Origin of the sequence: Aeromonas sp. QDB39, from assembly GCF_027707585.1 — a bacterium.
In the GTDB taxonomy this organism is placed as follows: Bacteria; Pseudomonadota; Gammaproteobacteria; order Enterobacterales; family Aeromonadaceae; genus Aeromonas; species Aeromonas hydrophila.
On the sequence record NZ_JAPCIV010000002.1, the window covers coordinates 159050 to 180593 of the forward strand.

Below are 21544 nucleotides of genomic sequence, written 5' to 3' on the forward strand. Positions count from 1 at the left end.
TCACCAACACCGCCCACCCAAAATAAAAAACCCCCGCATGGCGGGGGTTTGCTGGTTTACCGTCTCATCAGCCGATGCTGCAGGGTTTCAGTTGCCAGATGCGATCCACATAGTCCTGGATGGAACGATCGGAGTTGAACTTGCCCATGGTGGCCGAGTTGATGATGGCCTTCTTCGCCCACAGGGCCGGATCCCGATACCAGGTATCGATCAGCTTGTGGGCTTCCGAGTAGGAGGCGAAATCGGCCAGGGTCAGGTAGGGATCCCCCCCTTCCAGCAAGGAGCGCTTGATGGAGGAGAGCTCACCCGGACGACCCGGCGTGAAGTAGTCGGTATCAAACCAGTCCAGCACGGCCTTGAGCTCGGAGTTGGCATAGTAGAAGTCGTACGGGTTGTAGCCGCGGCCCTTCAATGCCTTCACCTCGTCCACGTTCAGACCAAAGATGGCGCAGTTCTCGGCTCCCGCCTCTTCGGCGATCTCGATGTTGGCGCCGTCCAGCGTGCCGATGGTGATGGCACCGTTGAGCGCCATCTTCATGTTGCCGGTACCGGAGGCTTCATAGCCGGCGGTGGAGATCTGCTCGGAGACATCAGCCGCCGGGATCAGTTTCTCGGCCAGGCTCACGCGGTAGTTCGGCATGAACACCACTTTCAGCTTGCCCTGGATGCGCGCATCGTTGTTAACCCGCTCCGCCAGCTTGTTGATGGCGTAGATGATGTCTTTGGCCAGCTTGTAACCGGGCGCCGCCTTGGAGCCGAAGATGAACACCCGCGGGTGCATGTCATAGTCGGGGTTGGCCAGCAGGCGACGGTAGAGCGCCATGATATGGATGAGGTTCAGCTGTTGACGCTTGTACTCGTGCAGACGCTTGATCTGGACGTCAAAGATCGCCTCCGAGCTCACCTCGATGCCGGTTTCGGCCTTGATCACCTTGACCAGCTTCTCCTTGTTGTGGCGCTTGATGGTCATGAACTGCTGCTGGAATGCCTTGTCGTCGGCAAATTTGACCACGCTGCGCAGCTTGTCGAGCTGCAGCGGCCACTCTTTGCCCACCACCTCGTTGTAAAGCTCGGCCAGTTCCGGGTTGCAAGCCAGCAGCCAGCGACGCGGGGTCACCCCGTTGGTGACGTTGCACATCTTCTGGGGCCACAGCTCGGCATACTCGGGGAACAAGTCTTCCTTCACCAGCTTGGAGTGGATCTCGGCCACACCGTTGACCTTGGAGGAGCCGATGACGCACAGGTTGCCCATGCGCACCTTGCGCACATCACCCTCTTCGATGATCGAGAGCTTGGCCTTGATGGCATCGTTACCCGGCCACTTGGGCTCAACCAGCTCGCTCAGGAAGCGGGCGTTGATCTCGTAAATCACCTCAAGATGACGGGGCAGCACCTTCTCGAACAAACTGACCGACCACTTCTCCAGCGCTTCCGGCAGCAGGGTGTGGTTGGTGTAGGAGAAGACCTGATAGCTGATGGCCCAGGCCGCGTCCCAGGTCAGCCCCTCTTCGTCCACCAGCACCCGCATCAGTTCCGGGATGGCCACGGTCGGGTGGGTATCGTTGAGCTGGATGGCAATCTGGGCGGCAAAGTTGCTGAAGTCGGCACCATGCACCCGCTTGTAGCGACGCATGATGTCCTTGATGGAGCAGGCACAGAAGAAGTACTGCTGGATCAGGCGCAGCTCTTTGCCCGCATCGGTCTCATCGTTCGGATAGAGCACCTTGGAGATGGTCTCGGCCTGGGCTTTCTCCGCCTGGGAATCGATATAGCCACCGGCGTTGAACACGTCCCAGTCAAAGAACTCGGAGGCGCGGGATTCCCACAGGCGCAGGATGTTGACGGTATGACCGCCAAAACCGACCACCGGGATATCCCAAGGCACTCCTTTGATCTTGCGGCCGGCGTGCCACACCTTCTTGAGGCCACCGTTGTCGCCAAAGACGGTCTCCACATAGCCGTAGAGCGGGATCTCCTGCACGGATTCCGGGCGGCAGATCTCCCAGGGGTTGCCATATTCACGCCAGGAGTCGGGACGCTCAATCTGGCGACCATCCTGAATTTCCTGACGGAACAGGCCGTGCTCGTAGTGGATACCATAACCGACCGCCGGGTAGTTCAGGGTCGCCAGGGAATCGATGAAGCAGGCGGCCAGACGGCCCAGACCGCCGTTGCCGAGCGCCATGTCGGGCTCTTGTTCACACAGATCGGTCAGTTCCAGACCGAGTTCACCCAGCGCCTCTTCGCAAACTTTGTATAGAGAGAGGTTGTGCAGGTTGTTGGAGGTCAAACGCCCCATCAGGAATTCAGCAGAGAGATAGTGAATCGCACGAGTATCTTTCTTGAAGTGAGTCTGCTGAGTACGGGTCAGGCGCTCGTACACCTGTTCGTTGACGGCGGCTGCGGTCGCTTTCCACCACGCTTCTGGCGAGGCTTTCTGTTCGCTTGTACCCAAGGTAGAACGCAGGTGACGCACGATACTCGCCTTGAGCTGATCTTTATCCAGTTGGAGATCCTGGTCTGTCTTCTTCTTGGTAGCCATAAACCATTTCCTTCGTTACAGAATAATAAATTGTTATCCCATCAGGGACCGGCGCTGTTGTTATCTCAGAATATGTTCCGGCGTGGGCATACTAGCTAAAGCCGCTGGTTTAAAAGTTAACGCAAGTCACACTTTAACGCATAAAAATGACAGTTCAAGCTTGAAAACCCTTTCCTGAAACCTGCCATTATGAATCTTTAATTTCATTAAAAATCATACAGTTAATCTCTTAATGAAAATATAAATACGTGAATAGGTTTTCAATGATTGCCAAGCGCTGAAAATCCTTGAAAATAACTGAAAATTCAGCGCACATTGAAAACGATTTCAATGTGCGCTGTTCATCAAAAGCAAAGACCAAGGCTGTTCGGTTGATTTCTGCGGGTCAGCCATGGGCCTTGAACTGGTTGCTCATGGGGTCATAGTGATAGCCTATCTGCAATAAGCGGGTAGCCAGCTGATCTTCCGTCATGTCGTAGTAGGCCAGCAACTCTTCCAGCCCGTCACACTCCAGCCGCAGCTTCTCGTTGATGATCCCGAGCAGGATATTGGCATCCAGTCGTTGCAAGGTACTGACGTCCATCTCATCTCTCCTCTGTGCAAGACATACTGTATAACCATGGGCGTCCCCTTCTGCTTTGTCCATAGGCGAAAAAACACCCACCACCAACATCAAATAAATAATCTTTATAATCAATACCATAGATCAAATCACTACCAATTCGATCACATTTTTGACCACAAATGGCTTGTCACTGGCATCAACAGCAACTACTGTATGCACATACAGCATGGTTATTCATACAGGACAAACATATGAGCCAGCCCATGAGTCAGCCCCCGGTCACCACCTCAGCCGGTATGAGCAATCCCTGGCCCACCCGGCATCAAGGCAACAGGGACGATGAGCGTTACAGCGCAACGATTGCCCATGAAGCCCCGCTGCTTGATGAGCTGGTGAGACTGAGCCATGGCGATACCGGCTGGATCCTGTTGATTGCACCACCCGGTCTGCCAGTAGCCAAGCAGTTGCAGGCACAGGGGATCAATCCCGCCAGAGTATTGGTGGTGCATAGCCCCAAGATCAAAAACTGGCAGCGTACGCTGGAACAGAGTCTGGGCAACGGCCGCTGCGCCGCCGTGCTGACCTGGCTGCCGGAGCAGGTCATGCTGGATCGCGCCAAGTTGAGCAAGTTGGGACAACGCTGCGGGGTACTGACCCGTTTCTTCGAGCCGGCCACATCCTCTCCTGTCCACAGTGGTTCACTGGTCTATGGCGGGCAGGATGTCTATCTCAACCACTGACAGGTGCCAAGAGTGCGAGGAGACACCTTGTCGGATTGGCTGGTGAGTTGAACGGGCTTTTCGGTAAGCGCTGAACAGCCCAGCAATCACTCAGTGACAAGAGCCCTGCAGCCATCAGACAACAGCGGCAAGTGCCTGCCAACAGAGGGAAGTGGAGGCCGGCATTGAAAGCAAGGCGCAGAGCCCGCGCACTGAGCACAGTTGGTAGTTGGTAGTTGGTAGTTGGTAGTTGGTAGTTGGTAGTTGGTAGTTGGTAGTTGGTAGTTGGTAGTTGGTAGTTGGCATGACTCAGTCGACTGCACGCAGGCCAAAAGAGAAGGCGACCCTGGGTCGCCTTCGTTCTGTCTGCTATGGCTGCAGTGGTATAACGGTGGTATCGATAACAGTCACGCGCCGTGTCCGCTCACGCTGTGCCTCGAGACAAGTCTCAAGAGCACGCGTGAACAGCCATCAAACAACTTTCGCTCACGCCAGCTTGCCGTCGAGCTCGGCAATCTTGGCAGACCAGTAAGCCGGGCCTGTCTCATGGATATTGTTGCCCTGAGAGTCGACCGCCACGGTTACCGGCATGTCTTCCACCTCGAACTCATAGATGGCTTCCATACCCAGGTCGGCAAAGGCCACTACCCGCGCCTTCTTGATCGCCTTGGCCACCAGATAGGCGGCCCCGCCGACGGCCATCAGATAGACAGCCTGGTGCTGCTTGATACTCTCGACGGTCTTGGGGCCTCGCTCGGATTTGCCGATCATGCCGATGAGGCCGGTTTCTCCCAGCATCATGTCGGTGAACTTGTCCATCCGGGTGGAAGTGGTCGGGCCGGCCGGGCCGACCACTTCGTCACGCACGGCATCGACCGGGCCGACGTAATAGATGAAACGGTCGGTGAAGTCGACCCCTTCCGGCATCCCCTCGCCTTTTTTCAGCATGTCGGCAATACGTTTGTGAGCGGCATCGCGACCGGTCAGGATCTTGCCGGAGAGCAGCACGGTATCCCCGCTCTTCCAGCTGGCAAGCTCTGCCTTGGTGATGCCGTCGACATTGACACGGCGCACGTTGCCGCCGGCCGAGCGGGTGATCTCCGGCCAATCTTCCAGCTTCGGCGGGGTCAGCTCGGCCGGGCCGGAGCCATCCAGTTCGAAGTGCACGTGACGGGTCGCTGCGCAGTTGGGGATCATCACCACCGGCTTGGAGGCAGCGTGGGTCGGCGCAGATTTTACCTTCACATCCAGCACGGTAGTGAGACCGCCGAGCCCCTGGGCACCGATCCCCAGCTTGTTGACCTTGTCATAGAGTTCAACCCGCAGCTTCTCTTCGGTGGTCTCCGGACCACGGGCGATCAGCTCCTGGATGTCGATATGCTCCATCAGGGCCTCTTTGGCCAGTACAGCTGCCTTCTCGGCGGTACCGCCGATGCCGATCCCCAGCATGCCCGGTGGACACCAGCCGGCCCCCATGGTCGGCACGGTTTTGAGTACCCACTCCACCACGTCGTCGGAGGGGTTGAGCATCACCATCTTGGACTTGTTCTCGGAGCCGCCGCCCTTGGCCGCAATGCTCACTTCCACCTTGTCACCCGGGATCATGTCGATGTGCACCACGGCCGGGGCGTTGTCCTTGGTGTTCTTGCGGCTGCCGGCAGGGTCGGCCAGCACGGAGGCGCGCAGCGGGTTGTCCGGATTGGTGTAGGCACGGCGGGTGCCCTCATCCACCATCTCCTGCACCGTCATGTCGCTGTCCCACTGTACCTGCATGCCAATCTTGACGAAGCAGGTGACGATGCCGGTATCCTGACACAGGGGGCGATGCCCTTCAGCGGACATGCGGGAGTTGATCAGGATCTGGGCCAGGGCGTCCTTGGCGGCCGGGTTGATCTCGCGGTCATAGGCAGCCTTGGCGGCCTGCACGAAATCGAGGGGGTGGTAGTAGGAGATGTACTGCAGGGCGTCGGCGATGGAATCGATAAAATCCTGTTTTTTAATGATGCTCATATCATCCTCACTGGTCCTTGTCTCCGGCGCGATGCAGAGCAAGGGCTTCCATATGAGCCGTGCTTCGGTGGGGTGGTGCCAGGCGGCTTGCCTGTCGGCCCGATAAGACAACGGCGTGTTTTTTCTAAAAATTCCGGCTGCTATGATACGCTTGCCACCCCCGTACCGGCTAGGGAGCAGGCTGTAAACTGTTGCCTGTGTAACAAAAAATGAAACCAACGTTGCATATCCACCATTTTGATCACCAGACGGCGCTCCATGCCCTGTTCGCACGCCTTCATCATCTGCCCTGGGCCATGTTGCTGGAATCCGCCGGCCCGCTGGGAGCGGACAACGGCTTTGACATCATCACCGCCGATCCGCTGGCCACTTTGCAGACCGAGGGAGCGCTGACCCGCATCGCGCAGGGAGATCAGCACGAATCCAGTGAAGATGATCCGTTGATGCTGCTGGCCCAACGCCAGCACGCCCTGCTGGGAGAGGTCATCAGTCAAGCGACGCACCTGCCCTTCATCGGCGGTGCACTCGGCCTGTTTGGCTATGATCTGGGCCGCCGTTTCGAGCGTCTGCCAAGCCTGGCTGCCCGTGACGTGACCATCCCGGAAATGGCGGTCGGCATCTATGACTGGGCCCTGCTGCGGGACGTGGCAACGGGCCAGTGGCAGCTGGTGCACTGGGGCGATGAGGCCGGCCTTGTCCGCCGCCTGCAGTGGCTTGAGGCGCAGCAGGCAACCGCCACTGAGCCCTTTGCCTTGCAGGGAAAATGGCAGAGCAACATGAGCCGCGCGCAATACGGTGACAAGTTTGCCAAGGTCCAGGCCTATCTGGCCGCCGGGGACTGCTATCAGATCAACCTGACCCAGCGCTTCAGCGCGCCCTATCGGGGCGACGAGTGGCAGGCCTATCAGGCGCTGTCACAGGCCAACCGTGCCCCCTTCTCGGCCTTCCTGCGCTTGCCGCAGGGCGCGATATTGAGCCTCTCCCCCGAGCGCTTCCTGTTGCTCGACCAGCGCCATATCGAGACCAAGCCCATCAAGGGCACCCGCCCGCGGCTGGCCGACCCGGAGCAAGATCAAGCCAGCGCCCTGGAGCTGGCTGGCGCCGACAAGGACAGATCGGAAAATCTGATGATCGTGGATCTGCTGCGCAACGACATCGGCCGGGTGAGTCGGCCCGGCTCGGTCAGCGTGCCCAGCCTGTTTGCGGTAGAGTCCTTTCCGGCGGTGCATCACCTGGTGTCCACCATCCACGGCGAGCTGGACGCGCAGTGGCAGGCGGTGGACCTGCTGCGCGCCTGTTTCCCTGGCGGCTCCATCACCGGCGCCCCCAAGATCCGGGCCATGGAGATCATCGAAGAGCTGGAGCCCCAACGGCGCAACGCCTACTGCGGCAGCATCGGCTATCTGAGCCAGCATGGCCGCATGGATACCAGCATCTGCATCCGCACCCTGATCGCCGCACAGGGCCAGCTCCACTGCTGGGCCGGTGGCGGCGTCATTGCCGACTCCGACGTGGACGACGAATATCAGGAGACCTATGACAAGGTGGCCCGCATTCTGCCGCTGCTGGACACACTGCGTTGAAAGCCTGACAAAATGGATTACAGCAACTGGAGCGAAGAAGAATCGAGATGGAACGTGCCGAACTGCTGACCCGCTTTTTATTGCAACGCCCCGCCCCCGCCCACCGGCTGACGGTGGACGGGCTCAAGCCCGCCGCCGTGCTGCTACCGCTGGTCGAGCGGGCCGACGGCCTGCAACTGCTGCTGACCCGGCGCAGCCCGCACCTGCGCCACCACGCAGGGCAGATAAGCTTCCCCGGCGGCAGACAGGATCCGGACGACCGGGACCTGATCCACACGGCGCTGCGGGAAACCCAGGAAGAGCTCGGCATAGTCCCTGCCCAGATAGAGGTGCTGGGTACCCTCACGCCCCTCAACACCGTCTCCCAATACGACGTGCTGCCGGTGCTGGGGCTGGTCACGGCCGACTATCAGCTCACCCTGAGCCGGGACGAGGTCGACCAGGCTTTCGAAGTGCCGCTCAACCACCTGCTGGATCCACGCCACCATATCGCGCTCACCATTCCCAGAGCCGATCACCTGCACACCATCTACTGGATCCCCTGGCAGCACCACTTCATCTGGGGCGCCACCGCCAGCATGATCCGCCAACTCTATCGGCAACTTGCCATATAACATTTTGCCTACAAAAGGTTGTGCAACATTCGCGCATTAACATTAAACTAACGCAGGTTTTTATAAAAAATAATTGATTAATTCTTCTTTCGATCACATTTCCACAAAAGAATGCGGGTTTGAGCCCCATAAAGGTGAATTTGATCAACATTTTTGATTAAAAAAACCGTATCCTTGCGCCGATTCAATAAAAACCACAATTCGGGGTGAGACACATGTCTAATACTGTCACCGGCGCACAGGACGTTGCGACCTCACAGGAGCAAGGAACCCGCTCCATCCAATCGCGTGGTTGGACCAAACAAGACACCAGCTGGGTGATCAGCCTGTTCGGCACCGCCGTCGGCGCCGGCATTCTGTTTTTGCCCATCAACGCCGGCATGGGTGGCTTCTGGCCACTGGTGGTGATGGCGCTGCTGGTCGGCCCCATGACCTACCTGGCCCACCGCGGCCTCGCCCGCTTCGTACTCTCCTCCAGCAGACCCGATGCCGACATCACGGAAGTGGTGGAAGAGCACTTCGGCGTGGGTGCCGGCAAGTTGATCACCCTGCTCTACTTCTTCGCCATCTACCCCATCGTGCTGATCTACGGGGTGGGCATCACCAACACGGTTGAGAGCTTCATGGTCAACCAGTTGCAGATGACGGCGCCCCCGCGCTGGATCCTCTCCATCGTGCTGATCATGGGCATGATGTCGGTGATGCTGGCCGGTGAAAAACTGATGCTGAAGGTGACCGAGTTCCTGGTCTACCCGCTCATCGCCATCCTGGTGGGGATCTCCTTCTATCTCATCCCGGACTGGACCGGCGCGGCCCTCTCCCAGATGCCGTCCGGCAAAGACTTTGCCATTACTCTGTGGCTGACCATTCCGGTGCTGGTGTTCTCTTTCAACCACAGCCCGGCCATCTCCAGCTTCTCGCTGGCCCAGCGCCGCGATCACGGCGAGCACGCGGTCGAGAAGTCTGACGCCATCCTCAAGCGCACCGCCACCATCCTGCTCGGTTTCGTGATGTTCTTCGTCTTCTCCTGCGTGATGAGCCTGACCCCGGCGCAGCTGGCAGAAGCCAAGTCTCAGAACATCGCCGTGCTCTCCTACCTGGCCAACCAGCACGCCAGCCCCATAATCTCCTACTTCGGCCCGCTGGTAGCATTCGTGGCCATCGTCTCCTCCTTCTTCGGCCACTACCTGGGTGCCCGTGAAGGCCTGAAGGGGATGATCGTCCAGAACCTGCGCAAGTCCGGCAAGGAGCCGAACCACAAGAAGGTCGAGATGTTCATCATCGCCTTCTTCATCCTGACCCTGTGGGGCACCGCGGTGATCAACCCCTCCATCCTCGGCATGATCGAGTCAATGGGCGGCCCCATCATCGCCACCATCTTGTTCATCATGCCGATGTACGCCATCAAGCGCGTACCGGCCATGGCGAAGTATCAGGGCCATATCAGCAACGTCTTCGTGGCTGTGATGGGGATGACGGCCATCTCCGCCATCCTCTACCAACTGCTCGGCTGACACTCGGCCATGCCAGCAACAATGCCAGCCGGGTAACCGGCTGGCATTTTTTATGGTGCCAACAGCAGCGGATGATGGCTCTCCAGCAGGCGAGCATGCACAGGCATGTTGGCCGACGCGCCACTCGCAAACACCGGCCCAGCTCCCCATCCCTCCTATTCCCCTCTTATCTCGTCATCCCCCTCGAACGGCAACCGGCAATTGGCCAGCCCGTTACGCGGGCAGCTTATACAAGCCGGTGCCACACCGCCTGCCTGGCAAGGCGTTCATCCGGGCTCTTGATGCGCCCACTGCATCAACTTCATCCTCCCCCCTAATCTCCTGCAGATGCAGACCGGACCAGCCCCCAGACCACCAGACAATAAAAAACGCCCTCGAATGAGGGCGTTTTCAGTGCGGTGAAGGCGGTGCTATCAGGCTTCGCTGTTGGGCATCGGCGCGGCATCCAGCAGGGTTTCATCTTCGGCCATGCAGGCCGCGGCGGTAAACAGCACGTCGGTGGAGCTGTTGAGAGCCGTCTCTGCAGAATCCTGCAGTACCCCGATGATGAAGCCCACGGCGACCACCTGCATGGCGATGTCGTTGCTGATGCCAAACAGGCTGCACGCCAGCGGGATCAGCAGCAGGGAGCCGCCGGCCACGCCGGACGCGCCACAGGCACTGATGGTGGCGACCACGGAGAGCAGAATGGCGGTCGCCAGATCCACTTCCATCCCCAGGGTGTGTACCGCCGCCATGGAGAGCACGGTAATGGTGATGGCGGCACCGGCCATGTTGATGGTGGCACCCAGCGGGATGGAGACCGCATAGGTGTCTTCCGGCAGGCGCAGTTTCTCGGCCAGCGCCATATTGACCGGGATGTTGGCGGCGGAGCTGCGAGTAAAGAAGGCGGTCACGCCGCTCTCTTTCAGGCAGGTCAGCACAAGCGGATAGGGGTTGCGTTTGATCTTCCAGAACACGATCAACGGGTTGACCACGAAGGCGATGAACAGCATGCAGCCGATCAGCACCACCAGCAGTTGGGCATAGCCGAACAGGGCGTCAAAACCGGTTTCCGCCAGGGTGGAGGCAACCAGGCCCAGAATACCCAGCGGCGCGCAGCGGATCACCGCTTTCACGATGGTGGAGACACCGTGGGACAGGTCGGTGATCACTGCCTTGGTCCCCTCGCTGGCGTGGCGCATGGCGATGCCAAGGCCGATGGCCCAGGCCAGAATGCCGATGTAGTTGGCATCCAGCAGCGCCTTGACCGGGTTGGTCACCACGTTGAACAGCAGGGTCTGCAGTACCTCGGTGATGCCGCCCGGCGGGGTGATCTCGGCACTGTTGGCCACCAGATGCAGGTTGGAGGGGAACAGGAAGCTGGCCACGACGGCGACCGCAGCAGCCAGGAAGGTACCCAGCAGATAGAGCAGCAGGATCGGTTTCATGTTGGTCTTCTGGCCCTGCTTGTGGCCGATGATCGCAGCCATGACCAGTACAAAGACCAGCAGCGGGGCGACCGCCTTCAGGGCGCCAACGAACAGGCTGCCGAGCAGACCCGCTGTTTTGGCCCATTCCGGCATGAACATGGCAAGGAGGATACCGAAGACCAGACCGACCAGGATCTGGCTAACCAGGCTGGTACTGTTGACCAGTCTTACGAGGGGGTGTTGTTGTGTCATCAAATAGTCCCTGAGCACCGAAGTGCGTGAATCATTAGTCCTGTTGGCAACCGCTACGCCAGGCGACACCCATGTCACGGCTGACGTCATCTGCCCCGGCAAGCCTTCTGTTGAGCCTGTCCGGTAACACACGGGGTTGCGGACAAGGAATATCCCATCTGCAACCGCTTTTTTCCATATAATCACTGAAAAATATCCGGTTTACCTCACAAAAAAACCACAACAATGTGATAACACAATATCAACAGCATTCAAATGGATGCCGTTTTCCCTCGCGTGGCCATCCAGACACTCCCCGGCGGTGGTATCATGACGGTTTTTGCGCTGGAGCCCTGCCATGATCTCATCCCTGTTGACCCGTCACTTCGGCTTCGATCGGTTAAGACCGGGACAGGAGGCGGTGATCAGCCGATTACTGGCCGGCCAGAGTGCCGCCGCCATCTTCCCCACCGGCTCCGGCAAGTCCCTCTGTTATCAGTTGCCGGCGCTTGCCCTGCCCCATCTGACCCTGGTGATCTCGCCGCTGATCGCGCTGATGCACGATCAGCTCGCCTTCCTTCGCAGCAAAGGGATCGCCGCCGCCACCCTCGACTCGAGCCTGACCCCGGAAGAGAGCCGCCGGGTGATGCAGCAGGCCAGCGATGGCCAGCTCAAGATCCTGATGATCTCGGTAGAGCGGCTCAAGAACGAACGCTTTCGCCGTTTCATCCAACAGGTGCCGCTGTCGATGCTGGTGGTGGACGAGGCCCACTGCATTTCGGAGTGGGGCCACAACTTTCGCCCCGACTATCTCAAGCTGCCGGATTACCGCCGTGAATTGCAGATCCCGCAGGTGTTGCTGCTGACGGCCACCGCCACTCCGGCGGTCATGGCCGACATGCAGGCCAAATTCGAGATCGAGGATGAGGGGCTCATCGTCACCGGCTTTTATCGCGCCAACCTGGACTTGGCCGTGGTACCGCTGCCTGACGAGGCTCGCGATGGCTGGCTGCATGCCGAGCTGGCTCGTGACCCTGCCGCACCGACCATCATCTATGTCACCCTGCAGCACACCGCAGAGCAGTGCGCCGCCCGCTTGCAACAAGCCGGGATCAGGGCGCGCGCCTATCACGCCGGGCTCGATGCCACCCTGCGCAGCCAGATCCAGCACGACTTCATGGCCGGCAAGCTGGACTGCATCGTGGCGACCATCGCCTTCGGTATGGGGATCGACAAGGCCGATATTCGCCGGGTGATCCATTACGATCTGCCCAAATCCATCGAAAACTACAGTCAGGAGATAGGCCGCGCCGGTCGGGATGGTCTGCCTTCCCGCTGCGTGGTACTGGCCAATCGCAGCCAGTTGCCGGTGCTGGAAAACTTCGTCTATGGCGACACCCCGGACAGAGCGGCCATCGTCACCTTGCTCGAGATCCTGCAGCAAAGCGGCAGCGAATGGGAATTTGGCTTGCTGCGCCTCTCCAACGACACCAATATCCGCCAGCTGCCGCTCAAGACCCTGTTGGTCTACCTGGAGATGGCGGGCATCATAGCGCCGGCCTACAGCTATTTTGCCGAGTATCGCTTCAAGTTCGTGCTGGACAAGGCCGACATCCTGGCCCGGTTCAATCCGGCGCGACGCCAGTTTCTGGAGCAAGTGTTCGCCAATGCTCCGCAGGCGCGCAGCTGGTGCACCATGGACTTCGAGGCGCTCTGGCAGGGTTATCAGGGGGAGCGGTCGCGGGCCGCTGCCGCGCTGGATTACCTGCAGCAGCAAGGCTGGATTGAGCTGGAGAGCAAGCAGATGACCGAGGTTTATCGGGTGCTGCAACAAGATCTGGACATAGCACCGCTGGCCGATCAGCTGCACTCACTGTTTGAAAAGAAAGAGCAAAGCGAGCTGGCGCGTCTGCAAGCATTGCTGGGGTTCTTTACCTCTAGCAGTTGCCTGAGCCATGAGCTGGCCCGCTACTTTGCCGATCAGGCCGCGCCCACCCATTGCGGGCACTGCTCAGTCTGTCGGGGAGAGGTGGCACAGCTTCCCTCCTTACCCAGCCGGACACTCCCCAATGAACAGGGGCTCAGAGCCTGGTGCGATCCACTGGTGGCCCTGTGTCACAGTCGGGATCCCCGCATCCTGACGCGTTTCCTGTGCGGCATCACCACCCCGCTCACCACCCGGCTCAAGGCCAGAAGCCTGGCTGGATTCGGCCAGCTGGCGTCCCACCCCTTTGCCGATGTGCTGGCGGCCGTATCCAACATTTATGCCGCTCGCCAACAGGAATAAGCGGCCTAAACATCGGGTAGAGCCCAAAAAAATAAGACCCTCGCATCTGCGAGGGTCAAGCCAACGGAAACGTGCTTAAACAGAGCTTTGTATCAGCAACCAGCCACTCTCTTGCTAAAGCGCTGACTGCCTGACACAGGGCCAATCTAGAGCAGTCGCAATGTAGCGTCAATGTAAAAATTAGAGCTAAAACACCAAACAAAACACTTTCCGTGCACGTAAACGTAATGCCGGTTCGTCTCGTCTATGCCCTGCCCCTTGCCCCGTCTGTGCTGCAGCCAGTCTCCCAAATAAACACGATGTCATTTCCATTTTCTGACAAACATTTATTTTTTATGTCTTTGACATTTACCTCACTATCGTGGCAAAAATAATTTAACAGTCAGTAACATAGGTGTGTCACTGATTGCGCCTTCCCGCATTGGGTCGGGAAGTACCCTTGCAAATTTAAACCAATAGTTGGTGATGGATTACTGGGGGCTGTTGACTAGGCTTAATGAGGTAAACAGAACAAAAGTAGTGATCCACTCTTTTCAGGGTAAGCGACTATAACGAGGGCAAAGTTATGGGCATCTTCGAGCATTATCAACAGCGATATGAGAAAGCCAGGGAAGAGGAATACACCATCCAGGAATTTCTGGATATGTGTAAGCAGGACAAATCCTGCTACGCCTCCGCCGCCGAGCGTTTGCTGGTCGCCATCGGCGAACCGGAAATGATCGACACCTCGGTCAACCCCAGACTCAGTCGCCTTTTCTCCAACCGCGTCGTGGCACGCTATCCCGCCTTCAAAGATTTCTACGGCATGGAAGAGGCCATCGAACAGATTGTCTCCTATCTCAAGCACTCCGCTCAGGGCCTGGAAGAGAAGAAGCAGATCCTCTATCTGCTGGGGCCGGTTGGCGGTGGTAAATCCTCGCTGGCAGAGAAACTAAAATCCCTGATGCAAAAAGTGCCTGTCTATCGCATCAAGGGTTCACCGGTCAACGACCACCCCTTCTGCCTCTTTGATATTGAAGAAGATGGCGAAATTCTGGAGAAGGAGTACGGCATCCCGCGCCGTTATCTGCGTCCCATCATGTCCCCCTGGGTCGCCAAACGACTGCACGAGTTTGGTGGCGACATCACCAAATTCAAGGTGGAGAAGGTCAATCCCTCCATCCTCGACCAGATTGCCATCGCCAAGACCGAACCGGGCGATGACAACAACCAGGACATCTCCTCGCTGGTCGGCAAGGTGGATATCCGCATGCTGGAGCACTTTGCCCAGGATGATGCCGACGCTTACTCCTACTCGGGCGCGCTGTGCAAGGCGAACCAGGGGATCATGGAGTTCGTCGAGATGTTCAAGGCGCCCATCAAGGTGCTGCACCCGCTGCTGACCGCCACCCAGGAGGGCAACTACAACGGGACCGAGGGGCTCTCCGCCCTGCCCTTCGACGGCATCCTGCTGGCCCACTCCAACGAATCCGAGTGGCAGCAGTTCCGCAACAACAAGAACAACGAGGCCTTCCTCGACCGGGTCTACATCGTCAAGGTGCCTTACTGCCTGCGCGTGTCGGAAGAGGTGAAGATCTACGAGAAGCTGCTGGTCAACAGCGAGCTGACCGATGCCAAGTGCGCCCCCGGCACCCTTGAACTGCTGGGACAGTTCTCCGTGCTGTCACGCCTCAAGGAGCCGGAAAACTCGAGCCTCTACTCCAAGATGCGGGTCTATGATGGCGAGAGCCTCAAAGACACGGATCCCAAGGCGAAAAGCTATCAGGAGTATCGCGACTACGCCGGCGTGGACGAAGGGATGAATGGCCTGTCGACCCGCTTCGCGTTCAAGATCCTCTCCCGCGTCTTCAACTTCGACCACGCGGAAGTGGCGGCCAACCCGGTACACCTCTTCTATGTGCTGGAGCAGCAGATCGAACGCGAGCAGTTCCCGCAAGAGCTGCATGATCGCTACCTTGAGTTCATCAAGGGCTATCTGACTCCACGTTATGTTGAGTTCATCGGCAAAGAGATCCAGACCGCCTACCTCGAGTCCTACTCCGAGTACGGTCAGAACATCTTCGACCGCTACGTCACCTACGCCGATTTCTGGATCCAGGATCAGGAGTACCGTGACCCCGAGACCGGCCAGCTGTTTGACCGCGCGTCGCTCAACAGCGAACTGGAGAAGATTGAGAAACCTGCCGGGATCAGCAACCCGAAAGATTTCCGCAACGAAATCGTCAACTTCGTGCTGCGTGCCCGGGCCAACAATGCAGGCCGTAACCCCAACTGGACCAGTTACGAGAAGCTGCGCACCGTGATCGAGAAAAAGATGTTCTCCAACACGGAAGAGCTGCTGCCGGTTATCTCCTTCAACAGCAAAACCTCAGCCGAGGAGCAGAAGAAGCACGATAACTTTGTCGAACGGATGATGGAGAAAGGCTACACCCGCAAACAGGTGCGACTGCTCTCCGAATGGTATCTCAGGGTACGCAAGTCATCCTGACCCTGACTGTTCAAGGGGGAGTTATGGCGCATTTTATCGACCGCAGGCTCAACGGCAAAAACAAAAGCGCTGTCAATCGGCAGCGCTTCATCCGCCGCTACAAGAAGCAGATCAAACAAGCGGTCTCTGATGCTGTCTCCAAGCGCAGCATTCAGGACGTAGACACAGGCGAGAGCATCAGTATCCCGACCAAGGATATCGGCGAGCCCCATTTCCATCAGGGGCAAGGCGGCAAACGGGAGATGGTGCATCCCGGCAATGACCAGTTCGTCTCCGGCGACAAGATTGACCGCCCCAAGGGAGGAGGCGGCGGTCAAGGCTCTGGCGAAGGGCAGGCTTCCAACCAGGGAGAAGGAGCGGACGACTTCGTCTTCCAGATCTCCAAGGATGAGTATCTCGATCTGTTGTTTGAAGATCTCGAGCTGCCGCGGCTGCAGAAGACCCAGCTCAACCAGCTGATGGAAGTCAAAACCTACCGGGCGGGCTACACCTCCAACGGGGTGCCCGCCAACATCAACGTAGTGCGTTCGCTGCAAAACTCGCTGGCCCGTCGGATGGCGCTGCAGGCCGGCAAGAAGCGCCAGCTGCATGAGCTGGAAGACAGGCTGGCCCTGCTGGCGGCAGATCCCAACGAACATTTTGCCGAAATAGCCCAGCTCGAGAAGGAGATCAGGGAGCTGAAAAGACGGATCGACGCGGTGCCTTTCATCGACACCTTCGATCTCAAATTCAACAACTTCGTCAAGCGGCCCGTCCCCTCCAGCCAGGCGGTGATGTTCTGCCTGATGGACGTGTCAGGCTCCATGGATCAGGCCACCAAGGAGATGGCCAAGCGTTTCTACATCCTGCTCTATCTATTTCTTAGCCGGACCTACAAAAACGTCGAGGTGGTCTATATCCGCCACCATACCCAGGCCAAGGAGGTGGACGAACATGAGTTCTTCTACTCCCAGGAAACCGGCGGCACCATCGTCTCCAGCGCCCTCAAGATGATGAACGACATCATCAACGAGCGTTATCCTGCCCATCAGTGGAACATCTATGCGGCGCAAGCCTCGGATGGCGACAACTGGGCCGACGACTCGCCACAATGCCGGGAGATCCTGGCGCGGGACATCATGCCGCGAGTACGGTACTACTCCTATATCGAGATCACCACCCGTGCCCACCAGACGCTGTGGCACGAATATGAATCGGTCGCCAGCGAGTTCCCCCACTTCGCGATGGAACACATTCGCAAGGTAGAGGATATCTATCCGGTATTCCGGGAGCTGTTCAAGAAGCAAGCGGCGTGAGGGAGGTCATATGGTAGAAACCGCAAGAAAAGTCGCACCGCTGGACGATGGCCCGGACTGGAACTTCGACCTGCTGGACATTTACCATCAGGAGATAGCCCGGGTCGCCAAGTTCTATCGACTGGATACCTACCCCAACCAGATCGAGGTGATCACGGCAGAGCAGATGATGGATGCCTACTCCAGCGTCGGCATGCCCATCGGTTATCAGCACTGGTCATTCGGCAAGCGCTTCATTCACACCGAGCGCAACTACAAACGTGGCCAGATGGGGCTGGCCTACGAGATCGTCATCAACTCGGATCCCTGCATCGCCTATCTGATGGAGGAGAACACCATGCCGATGCAGGCATTGGTGATGGCCCACGCCTGCTACGGCCACAACTCCTTCTTCAAGAACAACTACCTGTTCAAGACCTGGACCGATGCCTCCTCCATCATCGACTATCTGCTGTTCGCCAAGAACTACATCACCGAGTGTGAAGAGAAACACGGCATCGATGCGGTGGAAAAGCTGCTCGACTCCTGCCATGCCTTGATGAACTTCGGGGTAGATCGCTACAAGCGGCCCCAGAAAATCTCGCTGGCCGAAGAGAAGCGGCGCCAGAAGGCACGGGAAGACTATCTGCAGACTCAGGTCAACGAGCTGTGGCGCACCCTGCCCAAGCAGCACAAGGCCTCCGGGGTGGAAGACAGACGCTACCCGGCTGAACCACAGGAGAACATTCTCTATTTCATCGAGAAGAATGCCCCTCTGCTGGAGCCCTGGCAGCGCGAGATAGTGCGCATCGTGCGCAAGATCAGCCAGTACTTCTATCCGCAAAAGCAGACCCAGGTGATGAACGAAGGGTGGGCCACCTTCTGGCACTACACCATCCTCAACCACCTGTATGACGAGGGCAAGATCAGCGATCGCTTCATGATTGAGGTGCTGCACAGCCACACCAACGTGGTCTACCAGCCCCCCTACAACAGTCGCTACTACTCGGGGATCAACCCCTACGCTCTCGGCTTTGCCATGTTTACCGACCTGCGCCGCATCTGCGAGAACCCCACCGAGGAGGACAGATACTGGTTCCCCGATTACGCCGGCAGCAACTGGGTCGATACCCTGCATTTCGCCATGCAGAACTTCAAGGATGAGAGCTTCATCAGCCAGTTCCTCAGCCCCAAGGTGATGCGTGACATGAAGCTGTTTGCCATTGATGACGACGATCTGAAGAACTATCTCAAGGTCTCCGCCATCCACAATGACGAGGGTTACCGCCAGGTGCGCAATACCTTGTCGGCCCAATACAACCTGAGCAACCTGGAGCCCAACATCCAGGTATTCAACGTGGCGGTGAAAGGCGATCGCTCGCTGACGCTGCGCTACGTGCCGCACAACCGGATCCCGCTGGGTGACTCCCGTCACGAGGTGCTCAAGCATCTGCACCAGTTGTGGGGGTTCGATGTGGTGCTGGAGCAGGACAATGGTGAACTGCCTGCCGATATCATCGGGCGTTGCCCAGAGAAAAAACCGGCTTGAGCAAGCAACCATCCACCATAAAAAAACGCGCCATTCGGCGCGTTTTTGTTGCATCAGAATACGATCAGTTGTCGCACAGATTGCTCGGCATGTCCTGACGCAGACGGGTCCACAACTTGCCTGACTCGATGCCGTACTGACGTACCGTCATGAACACGGCCTCGTGATTCTTGGTCTCGGCCAGGTTCAGCAAGGTCTTGTAGTAGGCATCGGCTGCTTCACGGGCCTGCTTGTCGGAGAAGTAGTAACGGCCAACCCGGCTATACAGCCCCTTGAAGCCGTTGAGGATCAGGGCATAGATCGGGTTGCCTGAAGCAAAGGAGAGCTGGTGGTGCAGGCGATAATCAAACTCGGCATAGGCTTCCGGGGAGTTCTCTACCGCGTCGGCACCGCGCAGGATCTCGGCGGCTTGCTCCGGATTGTTGCGGATCGCACCACGAATGAAGATGGTGCAGATGTTGGTGCGCGCCGACAGCAGCTGGGCCACCAGATCCGGCACCTTGTCCTGATCCAGTCTGGCCAGGGTCTCCAGAATGTTGAGGCCCGAGGTTTCCCAGAAGTTGTTCACCTTGGTCGGTTTGCCATGCTGAATGGTGAGCCAGCCATCACGGGCCAGACGCTGCAGCACTTCACGCAAGGTGGTTCGAGTCACGCCAATCAGCTCGGACAGCTCACGCTCGGCCGGCAAGATGGATCCTGGAGGAAAGCGATTGTTCCAGATGGACTCGATGATATATTCCTCGGCAAACCCTGCAGGGCTCTGCGCTTTTATGACCATGTAGTGACTCTGTTGTAGTACGTAAAAAGGCTCACGAATAATAGCAAAGCAGGGAGGGCTGGCAAGCAGAAGGTCGGTCCTCTGCTCACATAAGCAGGCCATTTTGTTAAAAATATGTATTGATTGCAGCGATGGGTGTCAGCCAACCCCATCGATTGGCGATAAAACGGCCAATCTCGTGGGCAAGGCCGACTATGTTATTTATAGTTAATGCTCTTTTTGATTAAAATCATGAGGAATCAATCTGATAAGGGACAACATCCGGATGTTCTGGTCGAGCCTGTCTTGACTGCATAGACGCAGATACCAACCACAACACAGAGACCCACTATTATGCCAATCAGCTTAGGGCAAGCCTTTGCCAGGAACTTTCTGGGCAATGCGCCCCAGTGGTACAAGGCCGCTATTCTTCTATTCCTGCTGATCAACCCGATCGCCTTTTACCTTGATCCCTTCATCGCCGGCTGGCTGCTGGTCGTCGAGTTCATCTTCACGCTGGCCATGGCGCTCAAGTGCTATCCGCTGCAACCCGGTGGCCTGCTGGCCATCGAGGCGGTGTTGATCGGCATGACCTCGGCCGAGCAGGTCAAACATGAGCTGGTGGCCAATATCGAGGTACTGCTGCTGCTGGTCTTCATGGTGGCCGGTATCTATTTCATGAAGCAGCTGCTGCTCTATGTGTTTACCAAGCTGCTGATCCGGATCCACTCCAAGACCCTGCTTTCCTTGGCATTTTGTCTGGTCTCCGCCTTCCTGTCAGCTTTCCTCGACGCCCTCACCGTGATCGCCGTGGTGATCAGCGTCGCCACCGGCTTCTACGCCATCTATCACAAGGTCTCCTCCGGCAAGGAGTTCGGCAACCCGCACGATCACACCGATGATGACGCCGTCAACGAACTCAATCGCCAACATCTGGACGATTTTCGCGCCTTCCTGCGCAGCCTGATGATGCATGCCGCCATCGGTACCGCCCTCGGCGGTGTCTGCACCCTGGTAGGAGAACCGCAGAACCTGATCATCGGCGAACAGGCGGGCTGGAACTTCGGCGAGTTTGCCATTCGCATGTCTCCGGTCACGGTACCGGTGTTCATCTGTGGTCTGCTCACCTGTGTTCTGGTCGAAAAGTGCCGCTGGTTCGGCTACGGCGCCAAGCTGCCGGACGCGGTACGCCGCATCATGGAAGATTACAACCGCTATGAAGAGGCCGGACGTACCGCCCAGGACAAGGCCAAGCTCATAGTGCAAGCAGCGATCGCCCTCTGGCTGATCCTGGGGCTGGCCATGCACCTGGCGGCGGTGGGCCTCATCGGCCTGTCGGTCATCGTGCTGGCCACCTCACTCACCGGCATCACCGAGGAGCACTCCCTCGGCAAGGCATTCCAGGAGGCGCTGCCCTTTACCGCCCTGCTGGCCGTCTTCTTCAGCGTGGTCGCAGTCATCATCGATCAGCAGCTGTTCAAGCCGGTGATCCAGTGGGTGCTGGCCGCCGAGCCGGATGCCCAGCTCGCGCTCTTCTATCTGGCCAACGGCCTGCTCTCCATGGTCAGTGACAATGTCTTCGTCGGTACCGTCTACATCAACGAGGTGAAGACGGCGCTGCTCAACAACGCCATCAGCCGCGAACAGTTCGAACTGCTGGCCGTGGCCATCAACACCGGCACCAACCTGCCGTCGGTGGCCACTCCCAATGGCCAGGCCGCCTTCCTGTTCATGCTGACCTCGGCGCTGGCACCGCTGCTGCGCCTCTCCTACGGGCGCATGGTGTGGATGGCGCTGCCCTATACCCTGGTGCTGGGACTGGTGGGTTTCTTCTCGGTAGAGATGCTGCTCGGGCCGCTCACCGACTGGTTCTATCAGGCTGGCTGGTTGGTACTCGACAACGTCACGCCGACGGCGCTGCCCGCCCTGCATTGATGCCATAAGGGCCCATGCGGGCCCTTTCCTTTTGGCCCCTGCTCTGCTCTAATTCAGCCACTGT

General features: G+C 58.2%; 14 protein-coding genes. 9 read left to right on the forward strand and 5 right to left on the reverse strand.

What is annotated here, in order from left to right; genetic code table 11:
• Positions 1–67: 67 nt before the first annotated feature.
• The gene (locus PG899_RS01935; RefSeq protein WP_011706264.1) at positions 68–2542 is read right to left on the reverse strand and encodes a glycogen/starch/alpha-glucan phosphorylase; all 2475 of its coding nucleotides are present in this window, start codon (positions 2540–2542) and stop codon (positions 68–70) included.
• A gap of 385 nt (positions 2543–2927) precedes the next feature.
• Complete coding sequence (locus tag PG899_RS01940; RefSeq protein ID WP_005300391.1) at positions 2928–3125, reverse strand: DUF4250 domain-containing protein; 198 nt, start codon at positions 3123–3125, stop codon at positions 2928–2930.
• A gap of 233 nt (positions 3126–3358) precedes the next feature.
• Here PG899_RS01940 and PG899_RS01945 point away from each other — a divergent pair, with 233 nt between their 5' ends.
• Positions 3359–3847, forward strand: a complete 489-nt coding sequence (locus tag PG899_RS01945) for a cell division inhibitor SulA (RefSeq protein WP_190284228.1) — start codon at positions 3359–3361, stop codon at positions 3845–3847.
• 465 nt (positions 3848–4312) lie between these two features.
• Here the strand turns inward: PG899_RS01945 and PG899_RS01950 are convergent, their stop codons facing one another.
• Entirely contained in the window at positions 4313–5836 is a 1524-nt protein-coding gene (locus PG899_RS01950) for a fumarate hydratase (RefSeq protein WP_190284227.1), read from the reverse strand.
• A 296-nt stretch (positions 5837–6132) separates the two neighbouring features.
• Between PG899_RS01950 and pabB the strand changes: the two genes are divergently transcribed.
• The 3 genes from pabB (at position 6133) to PG899_RS01965 (ending at position 9547) form a co-directional block, all read left to right on the forward strand.
• Positions 6133–7419, forward strand: coding sequence for an aminodeoxychorismate synthase component I (gene pabB, locus PG899_RS01955; RefSeq protein ID WP_232105308.1), 1287 nt, complete (start codon positions 6133–6135; stop codon positions 7417–7419).
• A gap of 47 nt (positions 7420–7466) precedes the next feature.
• A complete protein-coding gene (locus PG899_RS01960) occupies positions 7467–8033 on the forward strand; it encodes a CoA pyrophosphatase (protein ID WP_190284225.1) in 567 nt (188 codons plus the stop codon).
• A 215-nt stretch (positions 8034–8248) separates the two neighbouring features.
• Positions 8249–9547, forward strand: a complete 1299-nt coding sequence (locus tag PG899_RS01965; RefSeq protein ID WP_011706270.1) for a serine/threonine transporter — start codon at positions 8249–8251, stop codon at positions 9545–9547.
• A 413-nt stretch (positions 9548–9960) separates the two neighbouring features.
• On the opposite strand, the gene sstT is transcribed toward PG899_RS01965, so the two are convergent.
• A complete protein-coding gene (sstT, locus tag PG899_RS01970) occupies positions 9961–11211 on the reverse strand; it encodes a serine/threonine transporter SstT (RefSeq protein ID WP_190284224.1) in 1251 nt (416 codons plus the stop codon).
• A gap of 337 nt (positions 11212–11548) precedes the next feature.
• Here sstT and PG899_RS01975 point away from each other — a divergent pair, with 337 nt between their 5' ends.
• The 4 genes from PG899_RS01975 (at position 11549) to PG899_RS01990 (ending at position 18788) form a co-directional block, all read left to right on the forward strand.
• The gene (locus tag PG899_RS01975; RefSeq protein ID WP_190284223.1) at positions 11549–13477 is read left to right on the forward strand and encodes a RecQ family ATP-dependent DNA helicase; all 1929 of its coding nucleotides are present in this window, start codon (positions 11549–11551) and stop codon (positions 13475–13477) included.
• Positions 13478–14042: 565 nt separating this feature from the next.
• On the forward strand, positions 14043–15965 hold the full coding sequence (locus PG899_RS01980; RefSeq protein ID WP_011706273.1) for a PrkA family serine protein kinase: 1923 nt from the start codon (positions 14043–14045) through the stop codon (positions 15963–15965).
• Between the two features lie 23 nt (positions 15966–15988).
• A complete protein-coding gene (locus PG899_RS01985) occupies positions 15989–17260 on the forward strand; it encodes a YeaH/YhbH family protein (RefSeq protein ID WP_016350566.1) in 1272 nt (423 codons plus the stop codon).
• Between the two features lie 10 nt (positions 17261–17270).
• The gene (locus PG899_RS01990; protein ID WP_011706275.1) at positions 17271–18788 is read left to right on the forward strand and encodes a SpoVR family protein; all 1518 of its coding nucleotides are present in this window, start codon (positions 17271–17273) and stop codon (positions 18786–18788) included.
• A 64-nt stretch (positions 18789–18852) separates the two neighbouring features.
• On the opposite strand, the gene fadR is transcribed toward PG899_RS01990, so the two are convergent.
• On the reverse strand, positions 18853–19566 hold the full coding sequence (gene fadR, locus PG899_RS01995; RefSeq protein WP_016350565.1) for a fatty acid metabolism transcriptional regulator FadR: 714 nt from the start codon (positions 19564–19566) through the stop codon (positions 18853–18855).
• A 333-nt stretch (positions 19567–19899) separates the two neighbouring features.
• On the opposite strand from fadR, the gene nhaB reads away from it, so the two are divergent.
• The gene (gene nhaB, locus PG899_RS02000; RefSeq protein WP_190284222.1) at positions 19900–21480 is read left to right on the forward strand and encodes a Na(+)/H(+) antiporter NhaB; all 1581 of its coding nucleotides are present in this window, start codon (positions 19900–19902) and stop codon (positions 21478–21480) included.
• Positions 21481–21544 lie beyond the last annotated feature (64 nt).